This is a genomic window from Amycolatopsis sp. (genome assembly GCF_036008905.1).
Taxonomy (GTDB): Bacteria; Actinomycetota; Actinomycetes; order Mycobacteriales; family Pseudonocardiaceae; genus Amycolatopsis.
The window spans coordinates 1-14,622 of record NZ_DASYMU010000118.1 but is presented as its reverse complement, the minus strand read 5'-3'; the positions used below and the strand labels follow the sequence as shown (position 1 = coordinate 14,622).

Annotated in this window: 11 protein-coding genes and 1 rRNA gene; 6 read left to right on the top strand and 6 right to left on the bottom strand. The window is 67.8% G+C overall.

Annotated features, from left to right (window positions below; translation table 11 throughout):
- Nucleotides 1–174: 174 nt before the first annotated feature.
- Complete coding sequence (locus VGP60_RS21555; RefSeq protein WP_327549854.1) at nucleotides 175–711, bottom strand: methylated-DNA--[protein]-cysteine S-methyltransferase; 537 nt, start codon at nucleotides 709–711, stop codon at nucleotides 175–177.
- 33 nt (nucleotides 712–744) lie between these two features.
- Between VGP60_RS21555 and VGP60_RS21550 the strand changes: the two genes are divergently transcribed.
- A complete protein-coding gene (locus VGP60_RS21550) occupies nucleotides 745–1,359 on the top strand; it encodes a VOC family protein (protein WP_327549853.1) in 615 nt (204 codons plus the stop codon).
- On the opposite strand, the gene VGP60_RS21545 is transcribed toward VGP60_RS21550, so the two are convergent.
- The 3 genes from VGP60_RS21545 to secA2 form a co-directional block, all read right to left on the bottom strand.
- Nucleotides 1,360–1,998, bottom strand: coding sequence for a DUF4232 domain-containing protein (locus VGP60_RS21545; RefSeq protein ID WP_327549852.1), 639 nt, complete (start codon nucleotides 1,996–1,998; stop codon nucleotides 1,360–1,362). It lies immediately after the preceding gene.
- A gap of 135 nt (nucleotides 1,999–2,133) precedes the next feature.
- A complete protein-coding gene (locus VGP60_RS21540; RefSeq protein WP_327549856.1) occupies nucleotides 2,134–3,855 on the bottom strand; it encodes an NAD+ synthase in 1,722 nt (573 codons plus the stop codon).
- 138 nt (nucleotides 3,856–3,993) lie between these two features.
- Nucleotides 3,994–6,324: an accessory Sec system translocase SecA2 gene (gene secA2, locus VGP60_RS21535; RefSeq protein WP_327549851.1), complete on the bottom strand. Its 2,331-nt coding sequence runs from the start codon at nucleotides 6,322–6,324 to the stop codon at nucleotides 3,994–3,996.
- 123 nt (nucleotides 6,325–6,447) lie between these two features.
- Between secA2 and VGP60_RS21530 the strand changes: the two genes are divergently transcribed.
- The gene (locus VGP60_RS21530) at nucleotides 6,448–8,049 is read left to right on the top strand and encodes an alpha/beta hydrolase (protein ID WP_327549850.1); all 1,602 of its coding nucleotides are present in this window, start codon (nucleotides 6,448–6,450) and stop codon (nucleotides 8,047–8,049) included.
- Between the two features lie 9 nt (nucleotides 8,050–8,058).
- Here VGP60_RS21530 and VGP60_RS21525 read toward each other — a convergent pair whose 3' ends face one another.
- Together VGP60_RS21525 and VGP60_RS21520 are read right to left on the bottom strand one after the other, a co-directional pair.
- Nucleotides 8,059–8,754, bottom strand: a complete 696-nt coding sequence (locus VGP60_RS21525; RefSeq protein ID WP_327549849.1) for an LppX_LprAFG lipoprotein — start codon at nucleotides 8,752–8,754, stop codon at nucleotides 8,059–8,061.
- 22 nt (nucleotides 8,755–8,776) lie between these two features.
- Nucleotides 8,777–9,745, bottom strand: a complete 969-nt coding sequence (locus tag VGP60_RS21520) for a GlxA family transcriptional regulator (protein WP_327549848.1) — start codon at nucleotides 9,743–9,745, stop codon at nucleotides 8,777–8,779.
- Here VGP60_RS21520 and VGP60_RS21515 point away from each other — a divergent pair.
- The 4 genes from VGP60_RS21515 to VGP60_RS21500 all read left to right on the top strand — a co-directional run.
- Entirely contained in the window at nucleotides 9,744–11,117 is a 1,374-nt protein-coding gene (locus VGP60_RS21515) for an MFS transporter (protein ID WP_327549847.1), read from the top strand. The genes VGP60_RS21520 and VGP60_RS21515 overlap by 2 nt on opposite strands.
- Nucleotides 11,118–11,126: 9 nt before the next feature.
- Nucleotides 11,127–12,470, top strand: a complete 1,344-nt coding sequence (gene glnA, locus VGP60_RS21510; RefSeq protein WP_327549846.1) for a type I glutamate--ammonia ligase — start codon at nucleotides 11,127–11,129, stop codon at nucleotides 12,468–12,470.
- A 7-nt stretch (nucleotides 12,471–12,477) separates the two neighbouring features.
- Nucleotides 12,478–14,043 carry an amidase gene (locus VGP60_RS21505; protein ID WP_327549855.1) on the top strand — a complete coding sequence of 522 codons (1,566 nt, stop codon included), beginning with the start codon at nucleotides 12,478–12,480 and terminating at the stop codon, nucleotides 14,041–14,043.
- A 449-nt stretch (nucleotides 14,044–14,492) separates the two neighbouring features.
- Nucleotides 14,493–14,622: ribosomal RNA gene (locus VGP60_RS21500) — 16S ribosomal RNA — on the top strand; the annotation flags it as partial.

The window sequence follows — 14,622 nt, the reverse complement described above, 5'->3', positions numbered from 1 at the left end:
GTCCACAAACGTTGCCAGCCTCTCGGCGGCCCAGCTTCCTGCCGGCCGCACCGCCGGAAGGACCAAGTACATCCAGTACGAGGACCTTCCGGCGGCGCACCCGGACAGAAACCTGGATCCACCGATAGACCGACAACGTTCGTGGACACAGCACTAGAAGAAGTCCGCCGAGAGTTAGAAAAGCGTGGGCTCGTCGTCGATGGCGCCTTCGATGACGAGCATCCGGCGTTTCGTGGTGATCCCGCCGCCCGCGGAGAAACCGTGCATCTTCCCGTCGGCGGCGAGTACCCGGTGACACGGCACGATGATCGCGAACGGGTTGCGCCCCAACGCCTGCCCGACAGCTTGCGCCGCGCCGGGCAGTCCGAGCCGGGCACTGACGTCGCCGTACGAAAGCGTCTTGCCCGGCGGGATCGCCCGCGTTTCGTCGTACACGCGGACGTCGAACTCGGCCACGCCGGTCATGTCGAGCGGAATGTCCAGCAGATCGAGGGAAGCGCCGCCCAGCAGCGCGATGACGGCCTCGATGGCGTCCTGGATCCCTTGTGGTGGAACGCTTTCCGTGGCGCCGGGGAAACGGGAGGCCATCCGCGCGCGGGTCCGTTCGTCACTGTCTTCGGGCAGCTGTGTGCCGACGATGCCGCTTGCGCCCCAAGCGATACCGCAGGATCCGATGGCGGTGTCGAAGAACGTGAATCCGTCGGCGGTCATGGAGTCAGGTTAGTTCACCGCTACTATTCGCGTGTGCTGGATCACCTCGTTTACGCCGCGCCCGATCTGACCGAAGCCGTCGCTCACGTCACCGAACTGACCGGGGTCGCTCCCGTTCGCGGTGGCTCGCATGTCGGCCTCGGGACAGCGAACTACCTCGCCGGATTGGGCCGTGACGCGTACCTGGAAATCATCGGCCCGGATCCGGAGCAACCCGCACCCGCACAAGCGAGGCCGTTCGGTATCGACGATCTGACCGAAGCGAAGCTCGTCACCTGGTCCGTGCACCCCGAGGACTTCGACGCCGCGATCACCACCGCGCGCGAAAAGGGCTACGACCCGGGCGACGCCGCCGAGATGTCCCGCCGCACCGCGGAAAACGAGCTCCTGAGCTGGCGCCTGACCCCGCCCGGTGCACTCGACGGGCTCGCGCCGTTCCTGATCGACTGGGGTTCGACACCGCATCCGACGAGCCGTGGCCTGCCGGTCATCCCGTTGCTGATGATGACCGGCGTCCACCCGGATCCCGGCGCCGTCCACCAGGTGATGGACGCGCTCGGGCTGGAGTTCTTGGTACGCAAGGACAAGAAGCCCGGCCTTGTCGCGGTGCTCACCGACACGGCCGGGCGTCAAGTCAGCTTGAGCTGATCACACCGCCAGCACGCCGACGGTCATCTGCGACTCGCCCAGAGCGGAACACGCCTGCTCGCCGGGCCGCGCGACGAACATGGCCGCGGTGTCGCCGGGCGCGTAGATCCGCAGGCCCTCCGTCTGCAGCGGCTTGCACTTCGACTGGTCGAACACGCCGAAGCTGACGATCGTGAGCGGGCTCTTCACGCTCCTGCCCGGCGCCAGGACGAGCGGTTCGCCCTCGCTCTTCGCTTCCCGCTTGGCGGGCTCGCCGACCTGGATGCCGTTCTCGCGGACGAAGGACACCCCGGGCGATCCCTGAAGGGTGCAGTCCTTTGCGGACTTGTTCGTGAACTGCACGTTGACGCGGTTCTGGCTCATGCCCGCGCCGTCGCCTTCGACGATCGCGACGGTGAGGTCGGCCGCGTGGCAGTTGGTGGCCCCGGGAACGGGAGCGGGGGCCTGCGCGTTGTGTACCGGGCTGGACGCCGGAGTCGTGGGTGCCGGAGTCGACGTCGGCGCGGGCGCGCTCGACGAAGGGGTGGGAGTGGGGGCCGCCGTGCTGCCACAAGCGGCCAGGACGACGGCTGTACCTGCTGCTGCCGCCGCGATGAGCGCGTGGCGGATGGTTTTGACCGATTTATGGGTGCTCGCCATGGTCTTCTCCTCCGCTGCGTGTGATCGGCTTACGCAGAGGAGATGTTTGACAGGCCCCATGGGTTGTTCTTGGCGAAATCCCTGTGATCTATGTCGATCTTTGACAACGTCCGGCGCCCTTGGTTAACGGCCTGGTCAGACCTGTCCCTCGCGCCAGGCGTTGGTGATCGGCAGCCGCCTGTCCCGCCCGAACGCCTTCAGCGTGATCTTGGTGCCCGGCGGGTACTGGCGGCGCTTGTACTCGGCCCGGTCGACCATCCGCACGACGCGATCGATCGTCTCCGGCGCGAACCCGGCCGCGAGGAGATCGGCGTAACCGCGGTCGCCCTCGATGTAGTCGTCGAGGATGTTGTCGAGCAGCGTGTAGTCCGGCAGCGAGTCGGAGTCCAGCTGGTCCGGGCGCAGCTCGGCGGACGGCGGTTTGCTGATCGAGTTCTCCGGGATGGGCGGGGTTTCGCCGCGCTTCTCGGCCTCGGCGTTGCGCCAGCGGGCCAGTGCCCATACCTGGGTCTTGAAGACGTCCTTGATCGGCGCGAACCCGCCGACGGCGTCGCCGTAAATCGTCGAGTAGCCGACGGCGAGCTCGGTTTTGTTGCCGGTGGCCAAAACCAGGTGTCCGTCCAGATTGGACAGTGCCATCAGGAGCATGCCGCGGGTACGGGCTTGGATGTTCTCCTCGGCCAGCCCGGTCAGGTGCAGCTGGTCGACGTAGACGCGCACCATGTCCTCGACGGACTCGGTGCGGAAGTGCCCGCCGATGCGCCGCGCGAGATCCGCGGCGTCGGACTGCGAGTGCTCCGAGGAGTACTTCGACGGCATCGAGACGCCGTAGACGTTGTCGCCGCCGATCGCGTCAGCGGCCAGCGCGGCGACGATCGCGGAGTCGATACCGCCGGAGAAGCCGAAGATCACCGACGAGAAACCGTTCTTCTGCACGTAGTCGCGCAGGCCCGTGACCAGCGCGGACCACACTTCGGCCTCGTCGGAGAGCGGCTCGCTGATCGTCGGTTCCGCCGACGCTTCGTAACGCGGCAACGGCTCCTCGCCGAGGACGCTACGCCGGACGTGCAGCCCGGCCAGCTCGCCGTCGCCGCAGTGCCCGCCCGCTTCGAGGTCCATGTCCACGACCAGCAAGTGCTCGACGAACTGCGGCGCGCGGGCCAGCAGCGTGCCGTCCGCGCCGACGACAAGCGAATCGCCGTCGAAGACGAGGTCGTCCTGGGCGCCGACCTGGTTGGTGTACACCAGGGGCGCGCCCGCTTCGGCCGCGCGGCGCGCGATCAGCGGGAGACGGAGTTCGTCCTTGGACCGCTCGTACGGCGAGGCGTTCGGCGCGACGACGAGGTCGACGCCCGCCTTGCCCAGCGCGGAGATCGGGCCGCCGTCCTGCCAGATGTCCTCACAGATGACCATGCCGACGTCGACGCCGTGGAACCGGACGACGTCGAGCGTCTCGCCCGGCTTGAAGTAGCGGTGCTCGTCGAACACGCCGTAGTTGGGGAGGTGGTGCTTGAACTGCCGCGCCACGACCTTGCCCCGGTACAGCGCGGCGGCGGCGTCGCGCGCGCCGACCTCGTCACGGTCCAGGTAGCCGATGTAGGTCAGGACCTCGCCGCAGCCGGCGTCGTCGAGCGCCTTCGCCAGGTCTTCGACGGCCTTTTTGGACGCTTCGGCGAACGTCGAACGCAGGGAAAGATCTTCGACCGGGTACCCGGTCAGTGACATTTCCGGGAACACGACGAGGTGCGCGCCGGCCTGTGCGGCCTTGCGGGTCCACTCGACGGTCAGCGCGGAGTTGCCGTCGATGTCGCCGACGGTGGTGTTGACCTGGGCCAGTGCGATGCGCAGTTGCGGCATGCGCTCATTCTCGCTCACCCACCGTTCCCGCCACGACCGGATGTGCCCAATCACCTACGCGAAAAGCGGGAGCAAGGGACCTTTACTCCCGCCTAGCGGTAGTAAAGGTCCCTTGCTCCCGCCGTGGAAGCCGCGTGCCTACTCTTTGCCGCGTTTCATCATGCTTCGCACCCGCTTGAGCGTCTGCTCGAAGTCGGAGTCGAACGGGTTGTCGTGGACCAGGTACGTCCACGTCGAGTTCGCCCGCCGCACGCCCGACTCGGCGAGGTCGATGCCGTTGTCGGTGATTTCCGCCTCCGCCAGCGTCTTCGCGGACCGCTCCGCCGCCTGCGGGATGATCTTGTGGAACTCGGGGATCGCCGCGCGGTGGAACTCGTCGAGCGGCGCCTCACGGGCCAGCGCCCGCAGGTGGATGCTCTCGCGGACGTCGGTCAGGAACGCGAGGTGATCCGACCACAGCTGGTCGAGGTGGAAGAGCATGATCTCCCGCGACAGCTGGACGAGCTTGGTCTCGTCGTCCAGTTTCTCGGTGAGCTCCTTGTACTTCTCCGGCTCGGCCTTCTCCAGCGCCTCGGCCGCGAAGTCGGTGCGCAGCACCTTGTCGCGGTGTTCCAGCAGCTCGCCGCGCTGCCGCTCGATGAGCCGTGTGTAGCGCCAGGTGTTGCGGTGGATCTCGAGGTCGACGCCCTCGGCCACGCGCTGGGCGTGGTTGAGCTGCCGGTGCGCGGCGGGATCGGTGATCTCGCCGGTCTCCTTGTCGTCGGAGATGCCGTCGGGCAGGTCCGGCGCGTTCGACAGCACGAGGTCGTCGTTCAAGCTCGCGAAGAACACCGCGCTGCCCGGGTCGCCCTGACGGCCGGAGCGGCCGCGGAGCTGCCCGTCGAGCCGGCTGCTCGGGTACCGCGCGGTGCCGATCACGTGCAGGCCGCCCAGTTCGGCGACCTCCTCGCGGTCCGCGCCGTCGGCGCCGCCGAGCCGGATGTCGGTGCCCCGACCGGCCATCTGCGTCGACACGGTGACCGCGTCGCGCTTGCCGGCGTCGGCGATGATCGCCGCTTCCTCTTCGTCGTTGCGCGCGTTCAGCACGACACACGGCAGGTCGGCCTTGGCCAGCTTCTCGGCCAGTTCCTCGGACTCGGCGACGTCCTGTGTGCCGACGAGGATCGGCTGCCCGGTCTCGTGGACCTTGCGGATCTCCTCCTCGATCGCGCGCAGCTTCTGCGACGGCGACGAGTAGATCCGGTCCGGCGCGTCCTCGCGCACGTTCGGCGTGTTCGGCGGGATCACCGCGACTTCGAGCTTGTAGAACTCGCGAAGCTGCTCCGCGACGGCCACCGCGGTGCCGGTCATGCCGGCGACCTTCGGGTACCGGGCGAGCAACGCCTGCACAGTGATCGAGTCGAGGATTTCGCCGCGGTCGGTGACGGCGACCTGCTCCTTGGCCTCGACGGCCGCCTGCAGGCCGTCCGGCCAGCGCTGCAGCTCGGCGACCCGGCCGCGGGCGGCGTTGATCAGCTGGACCTTGCCGTCCCGCACCAGGTAGTCGACGTCGCGGGTCAGCAGCGCGTGCGCGTGCAGCGCGACGTTGACCGCGGCGAGCCGGCTGGAGCCCGAGTCGTCGTAGAGCTCGACGCCACCGAGGGACTTCTCGACCACGGACGATCCCGCGGTGGTCAGCCAGGCGTTGCGGCCGTCGGAGTCGGTCTCGTAGTGCAGGCCGAGGCGGAGCCGCCGGACGATCTTGGCGACCTCTTCGTCGGCGACGGCGTGGTCGACGGTGCCGGCCATCACCAGCGGGACGCGGGCCTCGTCGACGAGCACGGAGTCCGCCTCGTCGACGATCGCGATCTCGGGAGGGGGCTGGACGAGGTCGTCCGGGCTGGTGACGAGCCTGTCGCGCAGGACGTCGAAGCCGATCTCGGAGACCGCGCCGTAGGTGACCTCGGCGTTGTACGACTCTCGACGCTCGTCGCGAGAGTGCAGCGGCTCGACCCAGGCGACCGAAACACCGAGCAGGTCGTAGATCGGGCGCATCCACTCGGCGTCACGACGCGCGAGGTAGTCGTTGACCGTGACGACGTGCACGTGCTTGCCCTGCAGTCCGAACCCGGCGGCGGCGAGCGCACCGGCGAGCGTCTTGCCCTCACCGGTCTCCATCTGCACGATATGCCCGGTCAGCAGGCCCATGGTGCCGATGAGCTGGACGTCGAACGCCCGCTCGCCGATCCCGCGCCTGGCGGCCTCGCGGCCGAGCGCGCAGACCTCGACGAGATCGTCGTCGCCGAAGGCCGCGACCTCACGCAGCTTGGCCGCCCGCTCGGTCAGCCCCTGGTCGGAGAGCTTCTCGAGCTCGGGTTCCAGTTTCTCGATCGCCGGCAACAGCGCTTCGTATCGGGTCAGCTCGACGCTGCCCGGACGCTGGATGATCCGGCGCAGCCGCTTACCCACCCGGCTGATCAGTGCTGCCACCCCTGAGCTCCCGTCTGTATTGCTGAACCGCGTGCCCTGGTTCCGTGTATCCGTGTGCCCGCGCTCACCCCAACGCGGCAGTACCACGTTTGAGTTCCGCAGGCGGATGGCACCATCACGCGTGTGCCCCATCTTGCCCGCATCAGCGGCCGCCGAATAGTCGCCCTGTCCGCCGCCGCCCTGCTCGCCGTCACGCTGGGCGCGTGTACCTCGAGCAACCCGGCCGAGCCGCCGACGTCGGCGCCCGAAACCCGTGGACCGGTCGGACCGGTACCCACTGGTCTGGACAAGTTCTACGGCCAGAGTTTGACCTGGGGCGAGTGTGCACCCTACGCGACTTCCGACAGCGCCAAGTCCGCGTTTCGCAGTAATACGCTCCGGTGCGCGCGGCTCACCGTCCCGTTGGACTACGCGAAGCCGGACGCCGACACGATCACCCTCGGCCTGCTCCGGAGCAAGGCCGAAGGTCAGCGCATCGGATCGCTCGTGGTCAACCCGGGCGGGCCGGGTGCGTCCGGGATGGAAGCCGCCGCCGGACTCGCCGGCCGTGGTGGTGAGCTCGGTCAGCGCTTCGACTTCGTCGGCTTCGACCCGCGGGGAGTCGGCGCCAGCCAGCCGCAGGTGCGCTGCCTGACCGACGCCGAGCGTGACGCCGACAGGCTCGACGACGCCGAGGTCGACGGCTCGCCGCAGGGTGTGGCCAAGACCGAGCAGGAAGAGAAGGACTACGCCACCAAATGCGACGAGCGCACCGACAAGCACGAGGAGATGCTGGCCAACGTCGGCACCCGTGACGTCGCCAAGGATCTCGACGTCCTGCGGTCGGTGCTGGGGGACAAGCAGCTGACCTACCTCGGCTACTCCTACGGCACCCGGATCGGCTCCGCCTACGCCGAGGCGTTCCCGAACAACGTGCGCGCGCTGGTGCTCGACGGCGCGGTCGACCCGGAGCAGGACGCGCTGGAGTCGCTGATCGCGCAGGGCCAGGGCTTCGGCAAGGCGTTCGACGAGTTCACCAAATGGTGTGCACTCCGCCAGGACTGCGCGCTCGGCGCGAACCCCGCGGCGGCCACACAGGCGTACCGCGACCTGGTGAACCGGCTCATCGACTTCAAGGTCGACGTCGGCGACGGCCGCAAGCTGTCCTACGGCGACGCCACGATCGGCACCATCCAGGCGCTCTACCAGCAGGAACTCTGGGAGCCGCTGAACACCGGCCTCAACCAGCTGAAGCAGCAGCGCGGTGCGACCCTCATGCAGCTCGCCGACCTCTACAACGAGCGCGGCGCCGACGGCCGCTACGGGACCACGCAGGACGTCTTCACCGCGGTCCGCTGCGTGGACGATCCCCGCGTCACCGATCCCGCGACGATCCTGAAGGCGCAGGAGGAGTACGTGAAGGTCGCGCCGTTCCTCGACGACGGCCGTGGCGTGAGCGCGGCACGGGACGCGTGCGCGTTCTGGCCGGTGCCGAACACCAGCGAGCCGCATCTGCCGAAGGTCGACGGGATCCCGCCGACGCTGATCATCTCCACCACGAACGACCCGGCGACGCCGTACCAGGCGGGCGTCAACCTGGCGAAGGCGTTGAAGGGCAGCCTGCTCACCTTCGAAGGCACCCAGCACACGGTGTTCCTGCAGGGTGTCACCTGTGTGGACAAGGCGGGCACGGACTACCTCATCGCCGGCAAGCTGCCCGCCGAAGGCACCCGCTGCGCGAAGTGACTCGTGGCCCTAGGGCGTGCTGACCGGCTCGTTCAGGTTCGAAAGCGCGAGCTCCAGCATCACGGCGCCTTCGTTGGCCACGATCGGGGGAACCTGCATCCAGACCCGCATCAGGCGTCGGCTGTCGGCCTGTTCGACCCAGAACTTGACGTCGACATCGGACTGGATGCCGGGGATGACCGAGGAGATGACCGCTTTGGGGAGCTTGGCGGCGACGCGGTAGGTCGCGACGTCGCCGAGCTTCTCCTTGACCTCGGTCTTGAACGTGGTCGCGCCGGTGAGCAGCCGGTGCAGGCCGCCGGACGCTTCGAGCAGCGCGGAAGGCAGGTATTCCGGCTGCGCCGGGACCTCTTCATGGGTGCCGTCGGTGCGCGTCAGGAACAGTTTGCCGTCTTTGAGCACGTAGTCGACCTGGAACCGGTCGATGGCTTCCTGCATGTCCGCGTGGCCCTTGGCGGTGCCGTTCGGGCTGCCGGTGAGCGTCGCGTCGCCGTCGATCTGCCGGATCGGCAGGCCGGGAATCGTGCCGCTGACCCCCAGCTTGAACCGGACACTGTGCAGTTGGGTGAGCGCTTCTGCCGACGCCGACACCAGCGCGGCACCGTCGGGCAGTTGCGCGCCGGAATCGGCTGACGACGTACAGCCGCTGAGCAACCCGACTAATCCGGCTACGAGAACGGCTATCGCTGAGCGGCGGCGGAGCATTTCCCGAGCCTACCGGGGTTGGTCAGGTGCGCGAGAATGTGCGCCGATACGCCAGCGGAGCCACCCCGATAGCGGTGTTGAGCTGCTGGCGCAACGCCGAGGCGCTGCCGATGCCCGATTCGGCGGCGACCCGGTCCACCGCGAGATCGGTGTTCTCCAGCAGATGCCGTGCCCGGTCGACGCGTTGCTGGGCCAGCCACTTGCCAGGGCTGACGCCGACCTCCTCCCGGAACCTCCGGGTGAACGTGCGGACGCTCATCCGGGCGTGGCCGGCGAGCTGTGCGAGGGTCAGGGGTTCGGCGAGCCGGTTCGACGCCCATTCGCGGGTGGCCGCGGTGCTGGACCCGGTCGCTTCCGGCACCGGCCGTTCGATGAACTGCGATTGCCCGCCCTCGCGCCAAGGCGGCACCACACAGCGGCGCGCGGCGTGGTTGGCGACCTCGCTGCCGTGGTCGGAGCGGATGACGTGCAGGCAGAGGTCGATCCCGGCGGCGACCCCCGCCGAACTGAGGATGTCGCCGTCGTCGACGTAGAGCACGTCGGCGTCGAGCCGGACCTGGGGATAGAGCTGCCGGAAGCGGTCCGCGTGCCGCCAGTGTGTGGCGGCCGGCCGGCCGTCGAGCAGCCCGGCGGCGGCGAGCACGAACGAGCCGGTGCAGATCGACATGAGTCGCGTGCCCGGGCGCAGGGTGGCGAGCGCGGCGGCCAGGTCGTCCGGCAGCGTCCCGTGATAGAGCGGGCCTTCGATATGCGTGCCCGGGATGACGACGGTGTCGGCGGTGGCCAGCAGCTCCGGGCCGTGCTCGATGTTCACCGAGAAACCCGCCGTCGTGGCCAGCGGACCGATCTCGAGTCCGCAGGTGAGGACCTCGTAGCGCGGATCTTCCCCGTGCTTGCCCGCGGAGCTGAAGATCTCCGGCGGGATGCAGAGGTCGAAGCCGACGACTTCGTCGAGGGCCAGGACGACCACCCGATGCGGTGAAAGGCTCATGGCCCGATTCTTGCACATATTGGCTATCCGGCCACTTTTTCGCGGTCGCACCAGCGGTAATGCTGAGGCCGTGCAACTCACAACCACTTCACGCCGGATCCATCGCGCCTGGATAGTCGCCATCGTCGCGTTCGTGACACTCATCGGAGCGGCCGGGTTCCGGTCGGTGCCGAGTGTGCTGATCGAGCCGTTGCACCAGGAGTTCGGCTGGTCGCGCGGCACGATCTCGGCCGCGGTCTCCATCAACCTCGTGCTCTTCGGCCTCTTCTCGCCGTTCGCGGCGGCCTTGATGGACCGGCTCGGCATCCGCCGGGTGGTGAGCTGGGCGCTGGTGCTGGTGGCCGCCGGTAGCGGGCTGACGGTGTTCATGACGTCGAGCTGGCAGTTGCTGCTGTGCTGGGGAGTGCTCGTCGGCGTCGGCACCGGCTCGATGTCGATGGCGTTCGTCGCGACCGTCACCGGCCGCTGGTTCGTCGCCCGCCGCGGCCTGGTCAGCGGCGTCCTGACCGCCGCCGGCGCGACCGGTCAGCTGATCTTCCTGCCACTGGTCGCGAACCTGGCCGTGGACTACGGCTGGCGGACCCCGGCGCTCGTCGTCGCCTTCGCCGCGCTCGCCGTGGTCCCGTTCGTGCTGCTCTTCCTGCACAACCACCCCCAGGACGTCGGCACGACGGCGTACGGCGCCGATCCGGACGCCCCGCCCGCGGTCTCCGCCGCGCCGGTGACCGGGAGCAGTGCTCTCCGCGCGCTGCGGAGCCTGCGCCAAGCCGCGCGGACGAAGACGTTCTGGCTGCTCGCGGGCGGTTTCGCCATCTGCGGCGCCTCGACGAACGGCCTGGTCGGCACCCACTTCGTCACCGCCGCACACGACCACGGCATGCCATCGACCACGGCAGCGTCGCTGCTCGCGCTGGTCGGCCTGTTCGACGTCGCCGGGACGATCCTGTCCGGCTGGCTCACCGACCGGGTGGACCCGAGGCTGCTGCTGGTCGGGTACTACACGCTGCGCGGTGCGTCCCTGATGATCCTTCCGTCACTTTTCGCGCCGGACACCCAGCCGAGTATGTGGGTCTTCATCATCTTCTACGGGCTCGACTGGATCGCCACGGTTCCGCCCACGGTGGCGCTCTGCCGGGAGTACTTCGGCGACATCGGGCCCATCGTGTTCGGCTGGGTTTTCGCCTCCCACCAGGTAGGCGCCGCGATCGCGGCGTTCGGCGCGGGGCTGACCAGGGATCTGCTCGGAAGCTACGACCTCGCCTGGTACGTCGCCGGCGGGCTCTGCGTCATCGCCGCTTTCCTGTCGTTCAAAATCACTAGGTCAGGGACTACCGCGGACCCAGGAAACACGCCGTTAACAAGTGCTGGTTAGGGTGCGCCCATGGATCGCCAGCAGGAATTCGTGCTGCGCACTTTGGAAGAGCGCGACATCCGTTTCGTCCGTCTTTGGTTCACCGACGTGCTCGGGTTCCTCAAATCCGTAGCAGTGGCCCCCGCGGAATTGGAGGGCGCGTTTTCGGAGGGCATCGGTTTCGACGGTTCGGCCATCGAAGGCTTCGCACGGGTCTACGAGTCCGACATGGTGTTGAAGCCCGACCCGGCCACTTTCCAGGTCTTGCCATGGGAAACGCCGGAAGGCGGCCACTATTCGGCCAGGATGTTCTGCGACGTCCAGATGCCTGACGGCTCGCCGTCGTGGGCGGACCCGCGGCACGTGCTGCGCCGTCAGCTCTCGAAAGCGGCCGAGGCCGGTTTCACCTGCTACGTCCACCCCGAAATCGAGTTCTTCCTGCTCTCCGACCTGCCGGACGACGGCAGCGAGCCGGAGCCCGCGGACAACGGCGGGTACTTCGACCAGGCGAGCCACGCCACCGCGACGCATTTCCGGCGGCACGCCATCGAGACGCTGGAAGCGATGGGCATCTCCGTCGAGTTCAGCCACCACGAAGGCGCGCCCGGCCAGCAGGAGATCGACCTCCGCTACGCCGACGCGCTGACCATGGCCGACAATGTCATGACCTTCAGGTACGTGGTCAAGGAGGTCGCGCTGACCCAAGGGGTGCGCGCGACGTTCATGCCGAAGCCGTTCACGAACCAGCCCGGTTCGGGGATGCACACCCACGTCAGCCTCTTCGAAGGCGATCGCAACGCCTTCTACGACGCGGAGGACCCGTACGAGCTCTCGGGCACCGGCAAGGCGTTCGTCGCCGGGCTGCTGCACCACGCCAAGGAGATCTCGGCGGTCACCAACCAATGGGTGAACTCCTACAAGCGCCTGGTCGGCGGCAGCGAAGCGCCGACAACGGTCTCGTGGGGCCGGGCCAACCGCTCCGCGCTCGTCCGCGTGCCGATGTATTCACCCGGTAAGGCGTCGTCGCGCCGGGTGGAAATCCGTACTCTGGACTCGGCTTGCAACCCGTACCTGGCCTACTCGGTGATCCTCGCCGCCGGGCTCAAGGGGATCGAGAAGGGCTACGAGCTTCCGCCACCCGCGGAGGACAACATCTGGCAGTTGTCCGACGCCGAGCGGCGGGCCGCCGGGTACGACTCGCTGCCGCAGAACCTCGGGGAGGCGCTGACCGAGATGGAGAAGTCGGAACTGCTGCCCGACGCGCTCGGTGAACACGTTTTCGACTTCTTCCTGCGGAACAAGCGGGTCGAGTGGGACAACTACCGCAGCGAGGTAACCCCGTACGAGCTGCGATCACTGCTACCGGTGTTGTGACGCTGTGATGGGGCGGCGGCGGACGATGCGACTTCTCGCGTTGTCCGCCGCCGTCCTCGTTTCACCGGCTCTCGCGCCGGCCGCTCAAGCCGCCCGCGGCCTGGGCTTCGACCTCGACACCGCCACCATCCCGGAGCTTCAGGCCCGCATGGAGCGTGGTTCGCTGAGTTCGGTCCGCCTGACCGGCGAGTACCTGAACCGGATCCGCGCGATCGATCCCAAGCTCCACGCCGTTCTCACGATCAGTCCGACAGTCCTCGCCGAAGCTCTGGCCAGTGACGTCCGGCGGCGAACGGGCCACTCACGCGGCGACCTCGACGGCATTCCCGTCCTCCTCAAGGACAACATCGACACCCGGTCCATGCCGACAACAGCCGGTTCGCGCGCGTTGCGGACCAAGCCCGCTGCGGACGCGACGCTGGTCAAGCGCCTGCGGACCGCGGGCGCGGTCATCCTCGGCAAGGCAAATCTTTCCGAGTGGGCCAACTTCCGCGCCGCGAAACCGACTTCGGGCTGGTCAGGCGTCGGGGGTCAGACGAACAACCCGTATGTGCTGGACCGCAACCCGTGCGGCTCGTCGGCCGGATCGGCGGTGGCCGTCGCGGCTTCGCTGGCGCAGGTCGCTATCGGCAGTGAGACCGACGGCTCGGTCGTCTGCCCCGCGGGGATGACCGCGACAGTCGGCCACAAACCCAGCCTCGGCCTGGTCAGCCGCACCGGCGTGGTGCCGATCTCCGCCGAACAGGACACCGCCGGCCCGATGGCGCGCAACGTCGTCGACGTCGCGGTGACGTTGTCCGCGTTGCAAGGACGTGATCCCGCGGACCCGGCGACGTCGAAATACCCGGCCGGTCAGCCGGCCGATTACGCCTCGCTGCTCCGCGCGGACTCGTTGCGGGGAGCGCGGATCGGGTTGTGGCGGCTGCCGGTGCTGGGACCCGACGTCGACGCGGTGATGACCGAAACCGCCCGGGTGCTGACCGCGCGAGGTGCACAGGTCGTGCCGGTGGAGCTCCCGTACCAGGCACGACTGGGTGAACTCGAATTCCCGGCGTTGCTCACGGAGTTCCACCGGGACATCGACAAATACCTGGCCACCCGTACGAACGTGCCCCGCGACCTGGCCGGACTCATCGCCTACAACCGGGCCGACCCACTCGAACAGACTTGCTTCGCCGGACAGGAACTGTTCGAGCAGGCGCTGGCCGCTCCGGGCCCGGGCGATCCGGGATACCTGGCCATGCGCGCCGAGCTGACCGATCTCGCGAAAAGGTCCATCGACGAAGTCGTCGCGAGATACCGGTTGGACGCCATCGCCGCGCCGACCAACCCGCCGGCGTGGAAGACGAATTGCGCGACGGGGGACAACGACGTGATCCCGTCCTCGACGCCGGCCGCGGTCGCGGGTTACCCCGCGGTGACCGTGCCGGCCGGGTTCGTCGGCGAGCTGCCCGTCGGGGTTTCGTTCATGGCCGGGCAGTGGCAGGACGCCCGCGTGCTCGCCGTCGCCGCCGCATATGAACGGGCGGCGGACGCCAGACGTCCACCGCGCTACCTGTCTTCCATCGGGTGAAGCTTGCTCCAAGGGCTTGACCTGCGGCGATGACGTTAAGCCACCCCCCTGTTTCGGGGGGTTTGCCGCCATGTAATCTTCTCCATGTCGCCAAGAACACCGGGACAACGGAGCCGCAAGGCCCCGGGGAACGGGAAGCGCCAGGGACGAGCGGGTTTGACACCGCGGATCGGACCGGGTAATGTTCAGCGTCGGCCCTCGAGTGGGCCGCTAACCCCCAAGTTTTGATCTGGGGATGAGGCATCGCTTGAGACCAAAATTTAGAGTATCGCTTGAAGTAATTCAGTGTGTTGCTTGAGAACTCAACAGTGTGCTAGTGAACTAAGCCAGTAGAGCTTATGTATAAAGTAACCTCGTAATGAGGTTCCTTTGAGTGTTTTACAAGATGCAAGACAGACTGTGTCTAATGAGATGCAGTGCTAGCTGTCTTTAGTCATCGATCAAATTCATTGTTGGAGAGTTTGATCCTGGCTCAGGACGAACGCTGGCGGCGTGCTTAACACATGCAAGTCGAACGATGAAGCCTTCGGGTGGATTAGTGGCGAACGGGTGAGTAACACGTGGGCAATCTGCCCTGTA

Excerpts from the sequence above, each read along its gene's own strand:
- VGP60_RS21555 (WP_327549854.1), bottom strand. The coding sequence starts at position 711 with ATGACCGCCGACGGATTCACGTTCTTCGACACCGCCATCGGATCCTGC.
- VGP60_RS21545 (WP_327549852.1), bottom strand. The coding sequence starts at position 1,998 with ATGGCGAGCACCCATAAATCGGTCAAAACCATCCGCCACGCGCTCATC.
- VGP60_RS21540 (WP_327549856.1), bottom strand. The coding sequence starts at position 3,855 with ATGCCGCAACTGCGCATCGCACTGGCCCAGGTCAACACCACCGTCGGC.
- VGP60_RS21525 (WP_327549849.1), bottom strand. The coding sequence starts at position 8,754 with ATGCTCCGCCGCCGCTCAGCGATAGCCGTTCTCGTAGCCGGATTAGTC.
- VGP60_RS21515 (WP_327549847.1), top strand. The coding sequence starts at position 9,744 with ATGGCCCGATTCTTGCACATATTGGCTATCCGGCCACTTTTTCGCGGT.
- VGP60_RS21520 (WP_327549848.1), bottom strand. The coding sequence starts at position 9,745 with ATGAGCCTTTCACCGCATCGGGTGGTCGTCCTGGCCCTCGACGAAGTC.
- glnA (WP_327549846.1), top strand. The coding sequence starts at position 11,127 with ATGGATCGCCAGCAGGAATTCGTGCTGCGCACTTTGGAAGAGCGCGAC.
- VGP60_RS21505 (WP_327549855.1), top strand. The coding sequence starts at position 12,478 with ATGGGGCGGCGGCGGACGATGCGACTTCTCGCGTTGTCCGCCGCCGTC.